The 18,623-nt window shown below is 60.8% G+C and carries 18 protein-coding genes, 1 tRNA gene and 1 pseudogene; 6 read left to right on the top strand and 14 right to left on the bottom strand.

The annotated features are described in order from the left end of the window. Positions 1 to 80 precede the first annotated feature (80 nt). The 4 genes from PDO_RS04930 to PDO_RS04915 all read right to left on the bottom strand — a co-directional run bounded on the left by PDO_RS04930 (position 81) and on the right by PDO_RS04915 (position 3,505). Complete coding sequence (locus tag PDO_RS04930) at positions 81 to 710, bottom strand: GNAT family N-acetyltransferase (protein ID WP_007598586.1); 630 nt, start codon at positions 708 to 710, stop codon at positions 81 to 83. Between the two features lie 80 nt (positions 711 to 790). Next, the gene (locus PDO_RS04925; protein ID WP_458574636.1) at positions 791 to 2,065 is read right to left on the bottom strand and encodes a zinc metalloprotease; all 1,275 of its coding nucleotides are present in this window, start codon (positions 2,063 to 2,065) and stop codon (positions 791 to 793) included. A 118-nt stretch (positions 2,066 to 2,183) separates the two neighbouring features. Beyond that, positions 2,184 to 2,477, bottom strand: a complete 294-nt coding sequence (locus PDO_RS04920; RefSeq protein ID WP_007598582.1) for a hypothetical protein — start codon at positions 2,475 to 2,477, stop codon at positions 2,184 to 2,186. 89 nt (positions 2,478 to 2,566) lie between these two features. Next, a complete protein-coding gene (locus tag PDO_RS04915; RefSeq protein WP_007598580.1) occupies positions 2,567 to 3,505 on the bottom strand; it encodes a DMT family transporter in 939 nt (312 codons plus the stop codon). A 246-nt stretch (positions 3,506 to 3,751) separates the two neighbouring features. Between PDO_RS04915 and PDO_RS04910 the strand changes: the two genes are divergently transcribed. Then, on the top strand, positions 3,752 to 4,189 hold the full coding sequence (locus PDO_RS04910; protein ID WP_007598579.1) for a helix-turn-helix domain-containing protein: 438 nt from the start codon (positions 3,752 to 3,754) through the stop codon (positions 4,187 to 4,189). A 4-nt stretch (positions 4,190 to 4,193) separates the two neighbouring features. Here the strand turns inward: PDO_RS04910 and lipB are convergent, their stop codons facing one another. Beyond that, positions 4,194 to 4,916 carry a lipoyl(octanoyl) transferase LipB gene (gene lipB / locus PDO_RS04905; RefSeq protein WP_007598578.1) on the bottom strand — a complete coding sequence of 241 codons (723 nt, stop codon included), beginning with the start codon at positions 4,914 to 4,916 and terminating at the stop codon, positions 4,194 to 4,196. A 215-nt stretch (positions 4,917 to 5,131) separates the two neighbouring features. Here lipB and PDO_RS04900 point away from each other — a divergent pair. Continuing rightward, positions 5,132 to 5,216, top strand: a tRNA-Leu gene (locus PDO_RS04900). A 55-nt stretch (positions 5,217 to 5,271) separates the two neighbouring features. Here PDO_RS04900 and PDO_RS04895 read toward each other — a convergent pair. From PDO_RS04895 to PDO_RS28530, 3 genes are read right to left on the bottom strand one after another with little or no spacing between them, the layout of a single operon-like run. Beyond that, positions 5,272 to 6,339, bottom strand: coding sequence for a tyrosine-type recombinase/integrase (locus PDO_RS04895; RefSeq protein WP_244426349.1), 1,068 nt, complete (start codon positions 6,337 to 6,339; stop codon positions 5,272 to 5,274). An 8-nt stretch (positions 6,340 to 6,347) separates the two neighbouring features. Continuing rightward, complete coding sequence (locus PDO_RS27750; protein ID WP_007598576.1) at positions 6,348 to 6,566, bottom strand: hypothetical protein; 219 nt, start codon at positions 6,564 to 6,566, stop codon at positions 6,348 to 6,350. Continuing rightward, complete coding sequence (locus PDO_RS28530; protein ID WP_007598575.1) at positions 6,563 to 7,444, bottom strand: hypothetical protein; 882 nt, start codon at positions 7,442 to 7,444, stop codon at positions 6,563 to 6,565. Before PDO_RS28530 ends, PDO_RS27750 begins: the two co-directional genes overlap by 4 nt. Before the next feature lie 1,558 nt (positions 7,445 to 9,002). Here PDO_RS28530 and PDO_RS04885 point away from each other — a divergent pair. The 4 genes and pseudogenes from PDO_RS04885 to PDO_RS29315 all read left to right on the top strand — a co-directional run. Further along, a complete protein-coding gene (locus PDO_RS04885) occupies positions 9,003 to 9,317 on the top strand; it encodes a DUF736 domain-containing protein (protein WP_007598571.1) in 315 nt (104 codons plus the stop codon). Positions 9,318 to 9,688: 371 nt separating this feature from the next. After that, entirely contained in the window at positions 9,689 to 10,885 is a 1,197-nt protein-coding gene (locus PDO_RS04880; protein ID WP_007598565.1) for a hypothetical protein, read from the top strand. Between the two features lie 342 nt (positions 10,886 to 11,227). Then, positions 11,228 to 12,205, top strand: coding sequence for a GHMP family kinase ATP-binding protein (locus PDO_RS04870; RefSeq protein WP_007598562.1), 978 nt, complete (start codon positions 11,228 to 11,230; stop codon positions 12,203 to 12,205). A gap of 421 nt (positions 12,206 to 12,626) precedes the next feature. Further along, positions 12,627 to 13,211: pseudogene (locus PDO_RS29315) on the top strand (pyridoxal-phosphate dependent enzyme); the annotation flags it as partial. A 304-nt stretch (positions 13,212 to 13,515) separates the two neighbouring features. Here PDO_RS29315 and PDO_RS04860 read toward each other — a convergent pair. The 6 genes from PDO_RS04860 to PDO_RS04835 all read right to left on the bottom strand — a co-directional run bounded on the left by PDO_RS04860 (position 13,516) and on the right by PDO_RS04835 (position 18,511). Continuing rightward, on the bottom strand, positions 13,516 to 13,971 hold the full coding sequence (locus PDO_RS04860; protein WP_007598557.1) for a PIN domain-containing protein: 456 nt from the start codon (positions 13,969 to 13,971) through the stop codon (positions 13,516 to 13,518). A gap of 2 nt (positions 13,972 to 13,973) precedes the next feature. Next, positions 13,974 to 14,213, bottom strand: a complete 240-nt coding sequence (locus PDO_RS04855) for a type II toxin-antitoxin system Phd/YefM family antitoxin (protein ID WP_007598556.1) — start codon at positions 14,211 to 14,213, stop codon at positions 13,974 to 13,976. A gap of 222 nt (positions 14,214 to 14,435) precedes the next feature. Beyond that, positions 14,436 to 15,935, bottom strand: a complete 1,500-nt coding sequence (locus tag PDO_RS04850) for a tripartite tricarboxylate transporter permease (protein WP_007598551.1) — start codon at positions 15,933 to 15,935, stop codon at positions 14,436 to 14,438. Next, a complete protein-coding gene (locus tag PDO_RS04845; protein WP_007598545.1) occupies positions 15,935 to 16,360 on the bottom strand; it encodes a tripartite tricarboxylate transporter TctB family protein in 426 nt (141 codons plus the stop codon). Before PDO_RS04845 ends, PDO_RS04850 begins: the two co-directional genes overlap by 1 nt. Next, a complete protein-coding gene (locus PDO_RS04840) occupies positions 16,357 to 17,319 on the bottom strand; it encodes a tripartite tricarboxylate transporter substrate binding protein (RefSeq protein ID WP_037072645.1) in 963 nt (320 codons plus the stop codon). Before PDO_RS04840 ends, PDO_RS04845 begins: the two co-directional genes overlap by 4 nt. A gap of 61 nt (positions 17,320 to 17,380) precedes the next feature. After that, a complete protein-coding gene (locus PDO_RS04835; protein WP_052023386.1) occupies positions 17,381 to 18,511 on the bottom strand; it encodes a threonine synthase in 1,131 nt (376 codons plus the stop codon). Between the last annotated feature and the right edge of the window lie 112 nt (positions 18,512 to 18,623).

Below are 18,623 nucleotides of genomic sequence, written 5' to 3'. Positions count from 1 at the left end.
ACATTGGCACGGCGGGCCAAGGACGCTCAAGGGCCTTTGGCCCGCTTTTTGGTTCGCCGCCGCTTTTGTGATGGTAGCGCTTACAAAACCGGATCGACCGGCCGGATCAGTGGCACGTGCTGCGCCGCGTCGATGCGCATCTTGCCGGTCAGGCGCGGGTCCTCGGTCACCTCGACAAAGGTGCCGTAGGGCTCGAAGCCGGAGCGGCGATAGAAGGTGATGGCGCCCGGATGATCGAAATGGCAGGTGTGCAGCCAGAGCCTGGTGATCGGCTTTGCCCAGGCCTTGTCCAGCGCCTGGTTCATCAGCCAGCGGCCGGCGCCCTGGCCGATCGCTTCCGGTACGAGGCCGAAGAAGACCAGTTCGCATTCGCCAGGCTCGCGGAAATCGAGTTCAAGGATGCCGACCGGCGCCCCGTCTTTCATCGCGGCGAAGAGCTCGATACCGGGATCGGCAAGGGTGGTCCTCAGCTCGTCATCCGGCATGATCAGCCGCGATACCCACATCCAGTCTTCGCCGACGCGGCGAAACAGGCTGCGATACTGGTCAAGGTCGACATCGATCCAGCGCTCAAGCGCCAGATCTGGGGCTGCCGTTGGCTTTGCAGATTCGAGCCTCTGGCGCATTTCGAGGCAGGTGACGACATTGGCGATGGTGCCGGCGGGAAGGGCGGAGTAGCCGAGCGGCAGAATGGGATTGTCGGTTTTCATGGCTCTTTTGGAGCCAGTTCGGGCCTTGAAGTCAAGATCAGTATCCCGTGTCAGACGATTTTCCTCACCCTGTGCCGGGCTCAGCCAAACAGCCTGTCGCAGGCATAGATCACCGCATAGGCATGGATGGAGATTGCCGAATAGAGGCCGAACCCGGTCATCAGCCGTTCCGGTCCGGACATCGGGATCAGTTCGTGGCGCGGCTTGATCGTGCGGGTCCGGATCATGCTCAGCAGCGTGAAAATCGCCAGCCCTGACACTAGCACCATCGAGGGCAGGCCAATGCGCCAGCAGGTCCACAAGATCACGCCGGTAATCCCGAAACTGCCCAGCGCCAGCATTTTCTGACTGACGAAGATCTGCCGCAGGACCTGGCCGCCATCGAAGCGGTAGGTAGGCAAGAGGTTGAGCAAATTGAAGGCGCCGAGGATCACCAGAAAGATCAGGATCGGTCCTTCCGTTGCCATGTGGTGGGGAAAGCCCAGCACCGACTGATGCCCCGCGACGATGATCGGGACCAGCAGAGCCGATACGCCGGCGCCCATGAGCGCACAGGTGGCGACTTCGAACAGGCTGTTATAGGGCCGCCCGCCGATTGCGATGCCGCCGAGGAACGGGATGAAGACCATGCGCACGCTCGGATGGCCGAAGGCGCGATAGGCGACCACGTGGCCAAGCTCGTGCAGCACGATGACTAGGGTCAGGAAGGTGGAGATCATCAGACCGGCCGGGTTGAGGCCGAAAAACGGCCAGAGCAGCAGGGTGGAGGCGATGACCAGCAGCGTCTGCCAGAACGGGTGTTCGATATGGGTTCTGCCGGTATGCACGCGTCCCTCGACGTGATCGTCCAGAGCCTGCAGTTCGCGGCGTATGGAAAACAGGCGCAGCAGGTAGAAGGCAAGTCCCCGATAACTGTCGGTTTGTTCGAACGTGACCAGCGCACCCTGTTCTGCCGGTTCGATCTGGCGGCTTTCTCGGTATCCGGCCCAGAAGGATTGGTCCAGCGTGCTGTCGGAGACCACGCGCAGATCGCAGGCGAAACTGCCATTGGCATTCATCGAGGCACGGTCGACGATCATGGTCCGCTTTGTCGGCTTGCCGTTGCGGTCCGGTTGGCGGTAGGCGAATTCGACACGGTCCGGATGTCCTGCCACCGGTTCGACGGCGATGACCGACGGGTGCCAATCGGTCAAGGCGCCGGCCGGCCGGGTGATGTTCCACAGATCCTCCGGGCGCTTGCGCACCGTGCGGCTGACGCGGATGGTGCGGCGGCCAAGCGGTGCTGCCATCATCAGCCAGAGCAGGCCGAGATTGATCACGAGCAGGATTATTGCGGCTTGATGTGTCGCCAACACTGTCTCCTCGGGCCGGGAATGGCAGATGCCACCCTAGGCCGCATGTCTTATGTTTGAGTTTCTGGGATTGCTAAAATACAAGACAAAAACGACCGGGGCACCGGCTACGTCGCGCCTTTCAGGCGGCATGGCTCTCGTCGAGAAAGACCGAGTCCTGCACCTTCAGCCACCGGATGCCACGGTTGTCCGGACCTGGCGGCGGCGGTTCCATGCGACATGGCAAGAGATGGTCGAGAAAAGCCGACCACCGCGGATCGTCCGACGGGCTGTTCGGCATAAGTGCAGTGACCTCATCGGAGGTCAGGACACAGTCTGGAACCATAGGAATGGGTGGAAGAAGAATGTCGTTGGCCGACAGCTTCTGTGTTCCGGCAATGACACATGCCGGAAACGAGAAGCGAAACTCGCTCATGTTTCTCTATCCTGTTTCATCATGAAACTGGCGATCAGGATAGATATCGATCCATTGCGATTTCGCTAAAGAAATACGTTAGCAATATCTTATTGGCTTGCGCCGACGTTCCGATCGCCCGTGGCCCGTTTCTGCTCGCGCCAAAGAATGAAGAGACCCGAGCCGACGATGATCAGGATACCGAGCCATTTCGAGGCACTCGGAAACTCGTCGAAGAACAGATATCCGAGTGCGACAGCGGCGATGATCTCGAAATACTGGAACGGCGCCAGCACCGACAGCGGCGCCATGCGGAAGGCACGCACGACCAGAAGATGGATGAAGCCGGATATCGTGCCCAGCAGTGTCAGCAGCAGTAGGCCGAGCCAGGACGCGGGCAGGGAGACGGTAAAATTTGCATCGCCGGCACTGGTTCCGATCGCGAGCGCTGCGGTCATGAACAACGTACCGCCGATCCCCGCCAGTGTCTGCATGGTCATCGGCGAATCGGCGTCTCCGATCGCTCGGTTGAGGAACATGTAAAGCGCAAAAAGGAAGGCACAGGCGACCGGCAGCAGCGCCGTCAGGCCGAAGATCTCGTAGCTCGGCTGGATCACGATCATCGCGCCACCGAAGCCGACGACAATGGCGAGCCAGCGGCGCCAGCCGACCTTTTCGCCCAGAAACATCGCTGACAGCGCTGTCAGGATAAACGGTTCGACAAAGTAGATGGCGAAAACGTCGGCGAGCGGCATGTATTTGACGGCCATGAAGAACAGCAGGCTCGCGGCGCCATGCAGTGCGCCGCGCAGAAGGTTCATCCACGGCCGCTTGGCCGCGAGCGCTGAAATTCCGCGCAGTGCGAGCAGGAAGGGCAGGGTCGAGGCAAGCTGGAACAGGAAACGGTAGAATGTCACCTGGGCCGGCGACATGCCTTCGACGGTTGCCATATATTTGGCAATGGCATCCATCACCGGCAGGACCAGCATGCAACCGGCCATCAGGACCATGCCGCGCAGGGGATTGGACGAAGAATTCGACGGCTGCATGATGGTTGCCCCTGGCGATTGTCAGGCCATCAAGCACAGGCGCCAAGGCAGATCAAGGAACGGGAGCTGCCCTGCCCGTCGTAGCAAACAGGCAACTTGTCGGTTTCTGGCGATTTCCTGCATGTGCATGCCGTTGCCGGGGTGGCGGTCCAATGTTAGCCCTCCTATATTCGTCTGGAGGATGCAAAAGACTGGCTGACAACCGGACGCTCCGGTACTCGGCGGTTTGCCAAGGGAGGACGGTGCATGCCGAACCGCAACAGCGCTTCAAGGATGATCGATTCGAGCGATGATACGCTGGGTGGGCGTCTATCGACCGCGCGCGATGCGGCGGGCATTTCACTCGTCGATCTTTCCAATCGTCTCGGGGTGAGGAAGGAAAGCCTGTTGAACTGGGAGGCCGATCGCTGCGAGCCACGCCCATCCCGGCTGATAGACCTTGCCGGCATTCTCGGCGTGTCGCCCATGTGGCTGATCACCGGCCATGGCTACGGTCCTCTGGAGGAGACCGACGAATTGCCGCTGGAGGCGCTCCAGGTGCAATTGCGGCGGCTGAATGATGCGCATCAGGAATGCGGTCGGCTGATCCGCCAGATCAGCCAGCAGATCGAACGCTACGAGGACCGGCAGAATGGTAAGCGGGGCCTGTCCGATCTCGATGGTCCGGTGATCGGCCGGGCTTGATGCATCAACCCTGATTGTCGTTGACGGTGCCGCCGAAAACCTGTTCGAATGCATCGCGCAGCCGCATGTCGACATCGGTCATCATCACCGGCAGCCCGAGATCGACAAGGCTCGTCACACCATAGGAGCTGATTCCACAGGGCACGATGCCCGAAAAATGGTCGAGGTCCGGATCGACATTGATCGAAAGGCCGTGAAAGCTCACCCAGCGGCGCAAGCGGATGCCGAGTGCCGCGATCTTGTCTTCGGCCATCGTGCCATCGGGTAAAAGCGGCTTTTCTGGCCGGCGCACCCAGACGCCGACCCGGTCCTCGCGGCGCTCGCCACGGACATTCATGCTGTCGAGCGTGCGGATCACCACTTCTTCGAGGGCCGCAACATAGGCGCGCACGTCCTGACGCCGCCGCTTGAGATCGAGCATGACATAGGCAACGCGCTGGCCGGGGCCATGATAGGTGTATTCGCCGCCACGTCCGGTGGCGAAGACCGGAAAGCGATCCGGCTGGATCAGGTCGGCGGAATCAGCGCTGGTGCCGGCGGTATAGAGCGGTGGATGTTCGACCAGCCAGACGAGTTCATCGGCCGTGCCATCGGCAATGGCCGCCACCTGGCGCTCCATTTCGGCCACGGCTTCTTCATAGGGAACAAGCCCTTCGGTGATCCGCCAGCGAACGGCAGGACAGCCCTCGGCCGCCTGCATGGAAAGATCGAGATCGGTGCGTTGCATGAATTTTGCCTTCGGGTGAAAACCCTTGTTTTCCCTTTACTTGGCAAGAAAGCCCCCGGAGTTCAAGGGGAGTTGGGCGCTTGTCGTTGCTGGGTGTTTCCAGGCTTATCCACCGGTTGAACCGATTTTTCAAAAATCTGTCACAGCGGGCTTGTGGACCCCGGATGCTTTTGCTACATGCAGCCCCGCCGGAGCAATTCGGCGCCTACCACGATGCGGTCGTGGCGGAATTGGTAGACGCGCAGCGTTGAGGTCGCTGTGTCGCAAGACGTGGAAGTTCGAGTCTTCTCGACCGCACCATCTGACTGAAGAAAAGCCCGCTTTTGCGGGCTTTTTCTTTGTCTTCTGTCCCACGTCAGAACCATGCATGGGACACATTCACTCGATCCATCGCGCCTAAAGCAAGCTTCCAGCGCTCGACTCGTCGCGTGTAGACCTCGCTGGTCTTGGCTTCTGAGTGGCCGAGGATGGCCATGATTTCGTATTGGCTGCAGCCCAGTTCTGCGAGCAGCTCGGCCAATCCCTTGCGCACACCGTGGGCAGAGAGATGGGGCAGTCCTGCGTCGATGCACCAGCGCTTGAACATCGCCGACATGCTGTCTCCGCTGGCGAACGGCTTGGCGCCTCGGGCGAGGACGTATATCTGGCCCTGCACCTTTGGCGCCCGCGTTGCGGCCTTCAGCGGCGGCAGGAGAGGGATAGTCACCTCCGACGAACCTTTCTTCATCGGCATCCAGCGCAGCGCCTCGATGCCGTCCAGTAGGCACTCGTGCCGCCGTCCGAGCATAGTCAGGTCTTCGATTCGGCATCCGGTCCAAAGCAGCACCGACATGGCGACATGAGGCGTGGCGCCATTCTTGTGCGTCTCGAAAAACTTTCGGACGTCTGCCGCCTTCCACGGCTGGGCGCCGTCGCCCTTTGTGTAGACGCGATCAATGCCGCGCGCCGGGTTTTCTTTCAGATACTTACGCTTAAGGCCCCAATCGAACATCACGGCGACGGCCTCGATGAAGGCGTCTGCCTGGGCTGGCGTCGAGCCCATCTGGTCCTGCATCTCGATCAGCCGATGCTGCGGGATCTCCATGACCTTGTCCGGATCGGCGACCAGGCGCTGCAGCAGGTTGAGCTTCTTCTTCACCGTTTTGGGGCTGGTGGTTCCGGCCTTCACGCGCTCCTCAAGGTATTCGAAGTAGGAGGCGACGAGCCAGCCGATTGAGCGCGGCCTCGCCAGTTCTGATTCCTTCTTGATCACCTCAGGCTGAAAGCCGAGGCGCGCCAGCCGGTACTGCTTCTGAAACTCATCATGACCGGGCCCGCAAAAGATGCGGATCCGCTTCTTGACGTTGCCCTCTGGGCGCACGCGATAACGCACACCGCCGGAGGGCAGCTTCTCGACGAGAAGCCCCCGATAATTGACCTTCATGGATGACCTCACCATTCCTTGAGGCCTCCATCCTTTTTCGGGGACGGTCGAGCGGCAATGGGCCCGCAGTGGATTTCAATTTGTCCACCGTTTACGCACACCTTGTCCACAGATAGACCAGCTTCGCAAATCGCCGTCAGGGTAATGCGCAGAGCTTTTTCACTCGCGCGTGTTCGGCGCGTGCTTTCCTTGCTGATCGGCACGGCGATGGCGGCGTGTTTGGTCATGCCACCGTCCCTTGCGATTGCAGATCCCAGATAAGTATCGCGCGAACCGATGCGTCGGGGCATGCAATGCCGACGGCGATTCGGCTATTTGCTGTCACGAAGTACGCGTTGCAATCGAAGCCGGTGCCGGAATAGGAAGTCTCGCCACAGCAGATGACAAGATCGACGCGCTCGGCCTTGTAGCAGGGGGACGCATCGGTCGCGGCGAGTTCGTCGGCGGGTGCGGAGGTCATGTCTGCCCCACCTCCCTCATTGCCGGTGTGGGGGCGTGGCGGAAAGTCAGTGATGGCGCCGTGCCCTGCTGTCGACCAGGCGTCACATTGGTCGGGTAGCACCATGGCCACGTCTTCTTCAACCATGCGCGGCCACTGGTGGAATTTTCTAACCTTCCTCGCGGAGCGCTCCTTGTTGAATTCGTCCATAGTCAGTTCGCGCAGCCATTGAACTGCGGCGTCAAAGTCGTCAATCTCGTCCGAGAGCGCTCTGCGGTTTGGCTTTCCGTCCGCTGGCTCTCCTTGGTTGAGGCCTTGGATTATGCAGCGCGACAGGATACTTGCCGGTTCGGAGGTTTCTTCGCTTGCCTTGCCTAGCGTCTGGTGGATGAGGCCGCTCGGCTCGGGCTTCCAAAGAGTGTTGCTCATCTGGGCCTTCAGTCGAAACACATCCCTTGAGTCCAATGAAGCCCTGCGAGGAGGACGCAGCGATGGATAGGATCCATGGCAGCTTTGCGGCTTTCCATCCTTCTGGGAGAGGCACGGCCACTCTTCTTCGAGATGTCTGTAAGGGTTGTTAACGTCGGCCTCCTGCGTTTTCTGCAGTTCGAGCCGATTGATGAGAGCCTCGCTCTCGAGGGCGGTGATGACGTTCTGCTTAGCCATTCTGCGAGCCCTCCAAAGTTGCTGGCGCATTGACCAAACTGGCGATGGCGTCGATTTCTTCCGCGGTATGCCGAAGGGGCTTCGGGGGCACATCGTAATTCTTCGATCCGCGTTGGCTCAGAGCGCGTGGAGCGCGTCAGAGTGAAGCGTGATCAATTCCCCAATTCGAGTTTTCCCCACACGCTTGCAGGAAAGCCGCGATGTTCCTTGCTGCGTCCTCCAGGTGAGCTGGCCGCCGCAGCGCCGCTTATTCGATCTCATCTGCACGGGTGCGACGAAAGTTCTACACCTCCGCATATAGATGATCGCAAGCCCCGCTGGTTGCCTCGTTGTGGAGCAGTCATGGACTCAATAAAAGGCTATATAAACCAATAATTTACGAAGGTTCGTTTCGATCCGGGATAGCGCCAAGCTACCTCTTCAGCAGTCAGGTAGGTGGGATCTTCCATCACGGCAACTCCATGGAGACATGGCTTTATTGGCTTTGGTACCGGTTCGGACTAACAGCCCGGCATCGGCAGAGAATTGACCAAAAAATCGGCTAAGGGAATGCGAATTTCCGGGTGGCATTGAGCAAGCACGATCAGAATGGCATGTTCTCGGCGGCGACTTCGCGTTCTTGCGTAGTTTTTCGTAGCCGACCAAAGAGCTTGCGTTGAACGAAGTTTCGCGGTTTTCGCAAAGCAGACTTGATGCAACCTCTTTGGAAAGGGAGCCAAGGGGTCTTACCCCTTGCCCTGGTGCTCCGGCCTTCGTCATTACATGGGCGAAAAAATCGGCCGCGCACATGGGACGCGGCCGGACCTCGATGGGAACATGCACGCCATGACCAACATGATGCGCTGGCGCAAGGGAGGTGGCGAACGGCGACGGGCCGATCGCGCTGCTCGGCCCCGTCATATCAGGACCGGTGGTGACCATCAGAAGGGACAAGGCCATGTGCCACACCAGGGATGGCAGCCCGGCGAACCTGCCCAATGCCACGCTGGCGGGTGAGGCGACGAAGACGGATGGCTCGATTTGATCGTGTTGACAGTTGTGTCGATGTCGGGCTGCTGCAACATCGGCCCGGATCCCATGACGCATGAGAGCGAGCATCGAAAGGTCCGGGCAAAGGGGCCGCACGGATCGGCAAAGGTTCAACGGCCAGTATAAACTGAAGGCCTTGCGCCGCGTGAGCCGAAACGCCTTTGTCCAGAGGCAGGCGAGGGTGTCGACACCTACCATGACGCGGTTGTCTCTCTGACTGACGAGAGTGCGCCCAACACGAACTCGATTGACCTGGTCTGACCGAAGACCGGCGGCAAATGGCCGCCTCGATCTCAGTTCCGCAACGTCGTTCATCCGCTTTTTTCCGCCGCCGGCGCAGCCGGCTTTGCATCGCGAAATCAAAATAGCGGTTGCCCGACGCCCTCCATGTCATTGCGGCCCAACAAGCCACCCCATTGCGCCAAGCGCAACAGGGAGCCCCGGGGGTGCGTCTCGATCATCTCCGGTCGTCCGACCATCATCGAGATCGCGATGGGCGCGATCCGATCAGCAAAAAGGATATATCATCATGGCAACGATCGGCACCTTCACCCGCACCGACAATGGCCTCACCGGCTCGGTCAAGACCCTCACCCTCAACGTCAAGTCGGTGAAATTCGTGCCCGCCGAGGGCGACACCGAAAATGGCCCGGACTACCGCGTGTTCGCCTCCACTGTGGAATTCGGGGCCGCGTGGAAGAAGCAGTCCGACAAGGGCAATGCCTATCTCTCCGTCAAGCTCGACGATCCGAGCTTCGCCGCTCCCATCTATGCCAGCCTGGTCGAGGCGGAAGGCGAGGAACTCTCCCTCATCTGGTCGCGCCGCCGCACGGCCAACGGATAAGGTCAACGGCCAGGCCCCGCGAAAGCGGGGCTTCGCCATGCTCAGGTCCGCCGCCACTGCTCGAAAATACGGAGAGCTCCGCTCCCTTTGTCCTGACCGGCTCCACAGGAGTTCCGCCGATCCTTGCGGGGAGCAAGGGAAACTTTTCCCCTTGCTCCCCGCAAACGCCGCCTGCGCATGGCAGGCCCGCCGCTCAGCAGAACGGTACTGATCCCCATAGGCGATCTCCGCCATTGCGTTCCGCTCAAGCCTGGCAGGCCGGCCATGCTCGCCGGCATTTGCCCCCTCCATCCCCGCGCGCTCACGCGCCCCCGGAAAGCATGTCGAGGGACATGCCTTCGGCACCAACGTGAAAAAACAGGAGCAAGGTCATGAATTTCAACGATAACTTCCAGATTGGCCAGCAGGTCGCCGAGGGGTTCCGTGTCGACGTGTCGCGTGGTGTGCATAACAGCCGGGTTTCGTCAGAATGGTTTTCGCGCCCCGACGATGAGCGCTACCTGTCGTTGACGGACCTCTATGACAGTGTGAAGGCGAGGGCGGATCGTGCTACGACCCGCACCGTGGAAAGCCGCGCCGTGCGGGTCGAGGCGAGCCGTGACAATGCGGAACGGCTGGCGCTGATCGTGCCCGGACGTGATCAACCCATCGCCCCGACGCATTGGAGCTTTGGTCAGCTGTGCAGCCTTGTCGGTGCACCCTCCACCTATATGCGGCAGCTGCCTGCGCCGTTGGCTGGCATCAATCTGCAGCATGGCCTGCTGTCGCACCGCGCTGAGCTTGTGAAGACCTACGAAGCGGATACCGGCCGCATCGAGCTTCGGGCAGTGACCGGTCCCGACTACGGCAGGATATTCGACCATGAACTCGTGGCGGCGGTGATGAAGATCGCCGGCAATGGCGTGGGCGATACCATGTGGAAAGTGCCAGGCGTTCTGGATTGGGGGTCGATGACGCACAACCCCTTCGTGGATATTACCAAGGACACAACGACGCTTTATGCCAGTGACCGGGACGTTTTCCTGTTTCTGGTTGATGACACACACCCGATCGAGGCCGGACGCCTGCCAAACGGCGATCCTGACTTGTATTTTCGAGGCTTCTATTGCTGGAACAGCGAAGTCGGCGCCAAGACGCTCGGCATCGCCTCCTTCTATCTTCGCGCCGTGTGCATGAACCGCAATCTGTGGGGCGTCGAGAGTTTCGAAGAGATCACCATCCGCCACAGCAAGTTCGCCGCGCAGCGCTTTGCTTATGAGGCCGCACCGGCATTGACGAACTTTGCCAAGTCGAGTGCTGCGCCTTTCGTGGCCGGGATCAAGGCGGCGCGGGACAAGATCGTCGCCCGCACTGACGAGGACCGTGAAAGCTTCCTGCGCAGGCGTGGGTTCTCGAAAGCGGAAACCGGCCGGATTATCGAGACCGTGTTGCGCGAGGAAGGCCGTCCGCCGGAAAGCGTCTTTGATTTTGTGCAAGGTCTGACAGCCCATGCCCGCACGAAAACGCATCAGGACGGGCGCCTTGAACTTGAGGCAAAGGCAAAGCTCCTGCTGGAGCGCGCGGCATAAACGACAGGACCGGGCGCAGCGTTGCTAGGACGTCGCGCCCGGTTCCACCCCGAAAGCGTGTGCGCTTCGATTTTGTGGCCGATCGAAGGTCACCCGAAAAGCTGTAGCGCATCGCGAGCGGCTGCGGTGCCCGACGCATCGTCGCCGCTCGCCGGGCGTCGCCCGGCTCGCAAGATCACCCACTGGCCCCGCGAAATGACCATGGAGCAAATGTTCCAGGGCAGTCGGCACTCGTGCCGTAGTGCGGCGAAAGGGTCTGACAACTCCTGATATGTGAGGAGGGACGCAAGCGCCGACTTGTAGGAAAGTCGGAGAAAGCGAAAGATCACGGGAGATTGCGGCATGACCCAGTCAGACGCGAACCATTCGTCTGCGGCGATCACGCCAGGTGGAACGACTTCGCGGTCCCTGCAGGTTGGCTCCGGCACGGCCATGGCCCATCACGGCGAAATTCTCCAGGGTGTCTTTCCAGACGATGATGGCAGACTTCACCGTGGCCTGCTTACGCTCCCGCTTCCCGGCAAACAATCGCATGTCACATTCTGGCCTGATGCCGGACCGGGCATACGCACTCGCCCCGAAGGGAGAACCAAGGCCGCCCGCGCAGCCCGGCTCGCGCTTGATGCGCTGGGGTATCCAGATGCCGAGGGCTGCCTGACAATCGAAAGCACGATTCCGCTTGGGTGTGGCTACGGATCGTCCACCGCCGATGTCGTGGCGAGCATTTACGCCATTGCGGCGGCGGCCCATTCGCAGATCAGCCGCACGACCTTGTGCCGCCTTGCCGTTGCTGCCGAGACCGCGACAGATGCGATTGCCTTTGTTGGACAGGCTGTGCTGTTTGCCCATCGCGAGGGGAGGGTGCTCGACTATCTGCCCGGCGATTATCCGCCGCTCTATGTCATCGGCTTTTCCTCATCGGAAGACGAACCGGTTGACACGGTCGACATGCCACCCGCCCGCTACACCAGCACGGAGATCGAAACCTTCAGGGTTCTGCGGGGCCATGTGCGCCACGCGATTGCGCAGCAGGATCCCAGATCAATCGGCCGCGTCGCAACAGCCAGTGCGCGGATCAATCAGCGTCATCTGCCGAAGCGTCGGTTCGACGACCTCGTCCGGCTGGCGCAGACCGGCGGCGGCCTTGGCGTGCAGGTGGCTCATAGCGGTAACCGCATGGGCATCCTCCTCGATGCGCGCGACGACAGCGCAGCCGATCGGGCCGAGAGCATTGCGCATGCTGCCAAGAGGGAAGGGTTCACCGATATCATCCGCTTCGTGGTGAATGCGGACGGTGCGCCGGCATGGGTGCTGGAATGACCATCGAAAGCTATCTTTCGGATTTTGAGACGCCCCGGATCGTCCCGCTCTCAGCAAACCTCCATGCCGCGCAGTTTCGCCTGATGAAGCTGCTGCCTGCCCGTTTCATGCTGGATCGGGCCGAAGAGCGCGGGCTCCTGAAGCGAGGCAGTCATATCGTCGAAACGAGCTCCGGCACCTTTGCCCTGGCGCTCGCCATGCTGTCGGTCGAGCGTGGCTATACGCTGACGATTGTCACTGCCACGAGCCTCATGGATGCGTCGTTCATGGCGAGGCTGGAGCAATTGGATGCATCCGTGATCCTGGTCGAAGATGAGAACCGCACTGGCAATCAGGGCGGCCGCCTTGCCGCACTTCATCGCGTCTTCGACAGCCGACCGGATGCCTTTGGCCGCAACAATATGATAATCCCGACAATCCTGCCGCCTATGCGCGGCTTGCTGAAATCCTGGTCGAGAAGGTCGGCCGCATCGACTGCCTTGTTGGCAGTGTCGGATCGGGCGGCTCGCTGTGTGGCACGGCAAGCTATCTGCGCCGGCTGTTTCCGGGGTTGCGGGCAATTGCGGTGGATACGAACAACAGCGTTCTGTTCGGGCATCAGGCTGGTCCCCGTCTGCTGCGCGGGCTCGGCAACAGCATTGTGCCGAAAAACCTGGATCATGCCCTGATCGACGAAGTACACTGGGTCGGTGCGTTTCAGGCGTTTGCCGCCACCCGGGACCTCTATCGTCATCACGCCATGTTCTTCGGTCCGACCAGCGGTGCTGCCCATCTCGTGGCGGACTGGTTCGCCAGAACGCACCCGAACCAAACTGTCGCTGTGATCCTGCCGGACGAGGGTTATCGCTACCAGTCCACGGTCTATTCTGACGACTGGCTGGAAAGTCTTGAAGGATGGCCGCCTGAGAGGAAAGCCGCACCGTCGAAGCTCTTGCGCATCGCGCCGGCGCGCGAAGACGCTTGGACGCATATCGACTGGTCGCGGCGGCGGCTGCAAAACGGTTGATCCCATAGCAGTACCGAGCAGCAGGGCAGCGCGGGACATCGTCGTTCGAGCGAGGCAACAACTCGCCCCACACGGAACGCTTTTGCCGGGGGAGGTCGATCCCGGTTTCCGCTTCGCGGCGCGATGCTAAACCTCCTGCGGCGTCCCTGTTTCCGTCAAGAAGCGTGTCGAGAATTCCCGCTTTCACGGCCCTTCAGGCAGGGCCGCCGCTATGCTGAAAGCTCCGATACTCTTCATTTTCTTTTGTAAAGCGGCCATCTGCAGGGCATCGATATGGAGCATATCCATCCGGGGCCGACCTGCCTTATCCAGATCCTTCGCCCAGGAGAATGGCGAGCAGTTCATGCCGCGTGTCGGCGAAGGGATTGACGACCGTTACGCCGCCCCAGGTAAAGCCCTCATGCATATCTTCCGACAACAGGACACGGCAACCAGCCTGCGAGGCGACCGTGAGGATGACGGCATCCCAGATGCTGAACTGGTGATCGCTGACGAGATCCATGGCCGTCACCATCGTCTCGGCCGTGGTGGCCGCAACCGGAAACGTATCGCGCCAGCCAAGCACCGCATCACGCGCATCGCCGCGACTTCTGCCTGCCTTGCGCACCAGGACGTTGAAGAGTTCACCGAGGGCCTGAACCGGGATCACGACCGATGTCTGGGAAATCCGTTGCAGCAGATCAAGCGCAATATCCCGCTTCTCGCTGTTGTTCACGCCCTCCGCATAGGCGAGAACATTGGTGTCGAAAGCGACCTTCACGCTTAGTCCTCGTAAAGCTCATCGCGCGACCAACGGCCCGCTTCGACGACCGGCTGCTTGGCAAGGCGGGACAGCAGGGCAGAGCGCGCGCCGGATGTCGTTTCCTCCTTTGCGTCCGCCGGCAGGATACGGGCGACAGGCTTGCCGTGGCTGGTGACCACATAACTGTTTCCCTCCCGCACACCCCGCAGAAGGACGGAGAAACGACGATTGGCATCTGCGGCAGAAACGGCTTCGTCCATGATGAACCTCAGAAAGTAGTGATATAACCTACAATAGGATCCAAGGCCAGGTTTGACAAGATGTTATGGGGGTTGCAGCAGCGAGCAGCGGGCACAAGCATGACTCCGGATTTGACGCTTAGAGATCCAGTCCTGAGCGTGGGTAGCTGGCCGGTGAATATGAACCCTGCCTCGGGACAATGGCGCGATGATCGGACATCGCGCCATTCTGTGTCAGCATGGCTAGCCTGCCATCCGGGTTTTCAGTCTCTTTGCCAGCGGGGCCATCAAGACGGCGATCGTGAAGAGGATCACCGTCAGGCTGATCGGACTGTCGAGGAAAACCAGTGGATTGCCGAGGCCAAGGATCAGCCCCTGTCGGAGGTTTTCCTCGAACAGCGATCCGAGCAGGAAGGCGAGCAGCAGCGGAGCCAGATCGAAGCCGGCCTTGCGCAGCCCATAGGCGATGAAGCCGCACCCGATCACCACCCCGACATCGAACAGACTGTTGTTCATGCTGAATGCGCCGATGACGCAGAAGAGCACGATGAGCGGCGCCATCATGGTCTGTGGTATCCGCAAAAGCAGCACGAATACGCGGATCAGCGGTACGTTGAGGATAATCAGCATGGCATTGCCGACCAGCATGCTGGCCACGATGCCCCAGAAAAGCTCGGGATGTTCCGTCAGCATCTGCGGACCCGGCACCACATTCTGCATTAGCAGCGCGCCCATGATGATGCCGATGACCGCATTGGCCGGAATGCCAAGGCAGAGCATGGGAATGAAGCTTGCCTGGGCGGCGGCGTTATTGGCGCTTTCCGGCCCCGCGACACCCTCGATTGCGCCCTTTCCGAAACGTTCCGGCGACTTGGAGATCTTTTTCTCCAGCATGTAGCTGGCGAAACCGGCAACGAGTGCGCCACCGCCGGGCATCAGCCCGAGGAAGAAGCCGAGCACCGTCCCGCGTGCGATCGGTCCGGTCGAAACCTTCCAGTCCTTTGCTGTCGGAAGCAGGTCCCGCAAACGGTAGGACGGCATCGGCGCGGTGTCGGGCGATGCCTTTCGCTCGATCAGCATCAGCATTTCGCTGACGCCGAACAGACCCATGGCAAGGACAGCGATGTTGAATCCGTCGCGCAGATAGCTGACCCCGAAGGCGAAGCGCTCCTCGCCGGAGATCAGGTCGACGCCGACCGTCGACAGCAGAAGACCGAGCGAGACCATCGTCCAGGCCCTGATGCGCGACCCTTCGCCGATGCTGGCGGCCAGGACCAGGCCGAGCGCCACGATCGATGTCTTTTCGATGGGGCCGAAGGCAAGAGCAACCGAGGTGAAGGCCGGACCAACGATCGTGATGGCAAGGGTCGCACTGATGCCGGCGATGAAACTGCCAAAGGCGCTGATGCCAAGGGCGGCGCCCGCGCGGCCCTGTTGCGCCATCGGATAACCGTCGAAGCAACTCACAAGGCTGGCGGCTTCGCCCGGCACGCGCATCAGGACAGAGGTGATGGACCCGCCATAGAGCGAGCCGTAATAGATGCCGGCGAGCAGGATGATGGCGCCGGTTTGGTCGAGCATCATCGTGACCGGCAGCAGGAGGCTGACTGTCGCAGAGGGCCCAAGGCCTGGAAGAACGCCGACGGCTGTTCCCAAGATTGCGCCAAGCAGCGCGATGGCGAGGTGGGTGGGTTCGAGCGCTATGCCGAGACCCATGACCAGTTGCGAAAAGGAATCGAGCATCACAGGCTCCATTCGCCGCGCGGAAGCGGCACAGACAGAAGCCCTTCGAACAAGCCCCAGGTCGAAAAGGCAAAGGCGAAGGCCAGAAGCAGTGACCAGGTCCAGTCCATCCGTTCGATGAACCTGAAGACGGCAACCAGAAACAGGAATGCCGAGAGCGCAAATCCGATCAATTGCAGCATCAGGCAGAAAAGCCCAAGGGCTGCGCAATAGGTCAAAAGGCGGGGAAGCTCGACGGGTTCGGTTGCTGCCGTCTTCTCCAGGTTGCATCCGAGGCTTGTGTAAACCAGGAGAAGTGCGGCCAGAAAGGGGAACAGGCCTGAACCGGGTTCTCCATAGGCCCAAAGCTGGAGATTGGCGGCGTTCACCGCCGCGCCAAGGCCAAGGGCCATCAGGGTGTAAGGGACAAGGCGGGCGATGTTCATAGACGGATCCCCATCTCATCGATCTGTTGCCCGATCCGCGTATAGGCCTGCCCGGCCATTTGCGTAAATTCATCGCTCTTCTGGAACAGCGGATAGCCGTTGATGACCCGGATGAAGTCGGCATACATCGGACTGGCGATCATCTCGCGGATCGCATCTTCCCACCAGGCAATGATCTCCTGCGGCAAACCGGCTGGTCCAAACAGGCCATAGGATGCCGGAATGGCAATCGGATAACCCCGCTCGGCAAAACTGACCATGCCAGCATGTCCCGCATTCGGATTGGGGCTGGTTTCGGCGAGCAGGCGCACGGAGCCGGCGGCCAGATGCGGGCCGAAGTCCGATGACACGACCATATCAATATGGCCGCCCAACAGGGCCGTGACAGCATCGGCACCGCCGCGGAATGGCACGAAGGTCGCAGCGGCCTTCTCCGTGCGGAATGCGGCATCGGTTGCGATATGGGCAAGGCCCCGGGGTGCCGCGGTTGCCCACCGCAGCTTTGACGGTTCCTTTCGGGCATAGTCGAGAAGTTCGTCCCAGGTTTGGAAGGGGCTGTCGCTGCGCACGAAGCAGGGCACCGAGATCCCGGCATAACTTGCGATATAGGTGAAATCGCGTGTGGAATCGTAAGGGACTTTCTGAAGATGCGGAGCAACAAGCAGGGGGCTGACCGAATAGAGTGACAGGACCGATCCATCAGCGGGTGCGCGGCGCACCTGATCCGTCGCGATCGTGCCACCAGCCCCTGGACGAAAATCTGGTGTGGCCACGACACCGCGTGCCTCTTTGACATAATTGGCAACAACGCGGGTGGCGATATCGCCGGCACCTCCGGCAGCAAAGCCGACAATCAGAGTTGGATTCTCCGCTGGATAGGCGCTTTTTTGCGACCATGACATGCGCGGTGCGATCGTCGTCAAAAATGCGGTCGCTGCTATAAATTTTCGTCTTTCCATAGGCATAACATTCCCCTTCTTCTTAAAATGCGTGCGCGCGGCCGGCCCATCAGGGCCTTTGTCAGGCCATTCCTCCGTTTGCGAAGACCGAGAGGGCGCTCTCGACATCGCCAAAGGGCGATGCCGTGTCCGGCGATGCGGATCGGTCAGTGTCCTTCAGGCCGGATGCCGTCACTACTGCCACGACCATTTCATCGCGGTCGATGATGCCTCGCTGTCTGGCCTCTCGGATTGCCGCAATCGGGATCGTCGAGGACAGTTCGAGAAACAGGCCTTCGGTGGCGGCGACTTTCTCCTGCAGGGACACCAGCCCCGCATTGGAGATCGCCAAGGCTGCGCCTTTCGTTTCGCGCAGTGCCTTCAGCGCCTGGAAGGTGCTGCGTGTCGCGCCGATCGACACGGCCAGCGCGTCAAAGGCTGCAGGCATATCCGGGATACGATCCGTCTTCTGCGCGATGGCCTGTTCCAGCGACCCGTGCACCTCGGCTGCCAGCAGTTTCGGCATCTTGTCGATCGCGCCTCGCTGAAGCATCTCGCGAAAACCGAGCCAGACGCCGGCCAAAGCGTCGCCGTAACACACCGGCAAGGCGCACCAGTCAGGGGGCTTGCCGCCCATCTGTTCGACGATCTCGAACGCAATCGTCTTGTAACCCTCGATGCCGATCGGATGGCTGCCGACGACGGGGTGGCGATAGGGTGAGGTCGCAAACCATCCGAACCGCGCAACACCTTCCGCCAGAAATGCCCAGCGGTCTGACTTGTTCTTGAAAGGCACGACCTCGGCTCCGTATTTCCGGATCTGCGTCAGCATCGGGCCGGCCGATCCGGCAAGCGTTGCGACGACACAGGGCAGTCCGGCCCGCGCGGCATAGGCAGCAAGCGATGCCCCAGCATTGCCAGTCGAACTGGTTGCCACCAGTTTTGCGCCCGATTGTACGGCTGCCGTGATCGCGACGGTCGAAAAGCGATCCTTGTGCGACCAGGTCGGATTGCAACCCTCGTTCTTCAGGAGAAGACCGGGGATGCCGATGGCTGCGCCAAGCTTTGTCGCCGGCAGCAGCGGCGTGAGGCCTTCGCCAAGGGAGATCGCATCCTGCCGGTCGAATGGCAGGCTGTCCGAATAGCGCCAAAGCGAGGGCAGGGACCTGTCCGAGTCGACCGGTGGCCGGCCAGCGGCACGTCGATAGACCATATGGAGGTTCGATGGCGCCTCAGAAAAGCAGGTTGGGCACCCCTTGGAATCGATCGCGAGATCGAGGGGGAAGTCTTGCCCACATCGGTAGCAGGCATATGCCGCGGCGCGA

It is taken from the genome of Rhizobium sp. PDO1-076 (assembly GCF_000247475.1).
In the GTDB taxonomy this organism is placed as follows: domain Bacteria; phylum Pseudomonadota; class Alphaproteobacteria; order Rhizobiales; family Rhizobiaceae; genus Allorhizobium.
Note: the sequence above shows the minus strand (reverse complement) of the source record. Positions and strands in the feature narration are given on the sequence as shown.

Coding starts and splice junctions, on each gene's coding strand:
- PDO_RS04930 (WP_007598586.1), bottom strand. CDS start 710: ATGAAAACCGACAATCCCATTCTGCCGCTCGGCTACTCCGCCCTTCCC.
- PDO_RS04920 (WP_007598582.1), bottom strand. CDS start 2,477: ATGAGCGAGTTTCGCTTCTCGTTTCCGGCATGTGTCATTGCCGGAACA.
- PDO_RS04915 (WP_007598580.1), bottom strand. CDS start 3,505: ATGCAGCCGTCGAATTCTTCGTCCAATCCCCTGCGCGGCATGGTCCTG.
- PDO_RS04910 (WP_007598579.1), top strand. CDS start 3,752: ATGCCGAACCGCAACAGCGCTTCAAGGATGATCGATTCGAGCGATGAT.
- lipB (WP_007598578.1), bottom strand. CDS start 4,916: ATGCAACGCACCGATCTCGATCTTTCCATGCAGGCGGCCGAGGGCTGT.
- PDO_RS04895 (WP_244426349.1), bottom strand. CDS start 6,339: ATGAAGGTCAATTATCGGGGGCTTCTCGTCGAGAAGCTGCCCTCCGGC.
- PDO_RS27750 (WP_007598576.1), bottom strand. CDS start 6,566: ATGACCAAACACGCCGCCATCGCCGTGCCGATCAGCAAGGAAAGCACG.
- PDO_RS28530 (WP_007598575.1), bottom strand. CDS start 7,444: ATGGCTAAGCAGAACGTCATCACCGCCCTCGAGAGCGAGGCTCTCATC.
- PDO_RS04885 (WP_007598571.1), top strand. CDS start 9,003: ATGGCAACGATCGGCACCTTCACCCGCACCGACAATGGCCTCACCGGC.
- PDO_RS04880 (WP_007598565.1), top strand. CDS start 9,689: ATGAATTTCAACGATAACTTCCAGATTGGCCAGCAGGTCGCCGAGGGG.
- PDO_RS04870 (WP_007598562.1), top strand. CDS start 11,228: ATGACCCAGTCAGACGCGAACCATTCGTCTGCGGCGATCACGCCAGGT.
- PDO_RS04855 (WP_007598556.1), bottom strand. CDS start 14,213: ATGGACGAAGCCGTTTCTGCCGCAGATGCCAATCGTCGTTTCTCCGTC.
- PDO_RS04850 (WP_007598551.1), bottom strand. CDS start 15,935: ATGCTCGATTCCTTTTCGCAACTGGTCATGGGTCTCGGCATAGCGCTC.
- PDO_RS04845 (WP_007598545.1), bottom strand. CDS start 16,360: ATGAACATCGCCCGCCTTGTCCCTTACACCCTGATGGCCCTTGGCCTT.
- PDO_RS04840 (WP_037072645.1), bottom strand. CDS start 17,319: ATGGAAAGACGAAAATTTATAGCAGCGACCGCATTTTTGACGACGATC.
- PDO_RS04835 (WP_052023386.1), bottom strand. CDS start 18,511: ATGGTCTATCGACGTGCCGCTGGCCGGCCACCGGTCGACTCGGACAGG.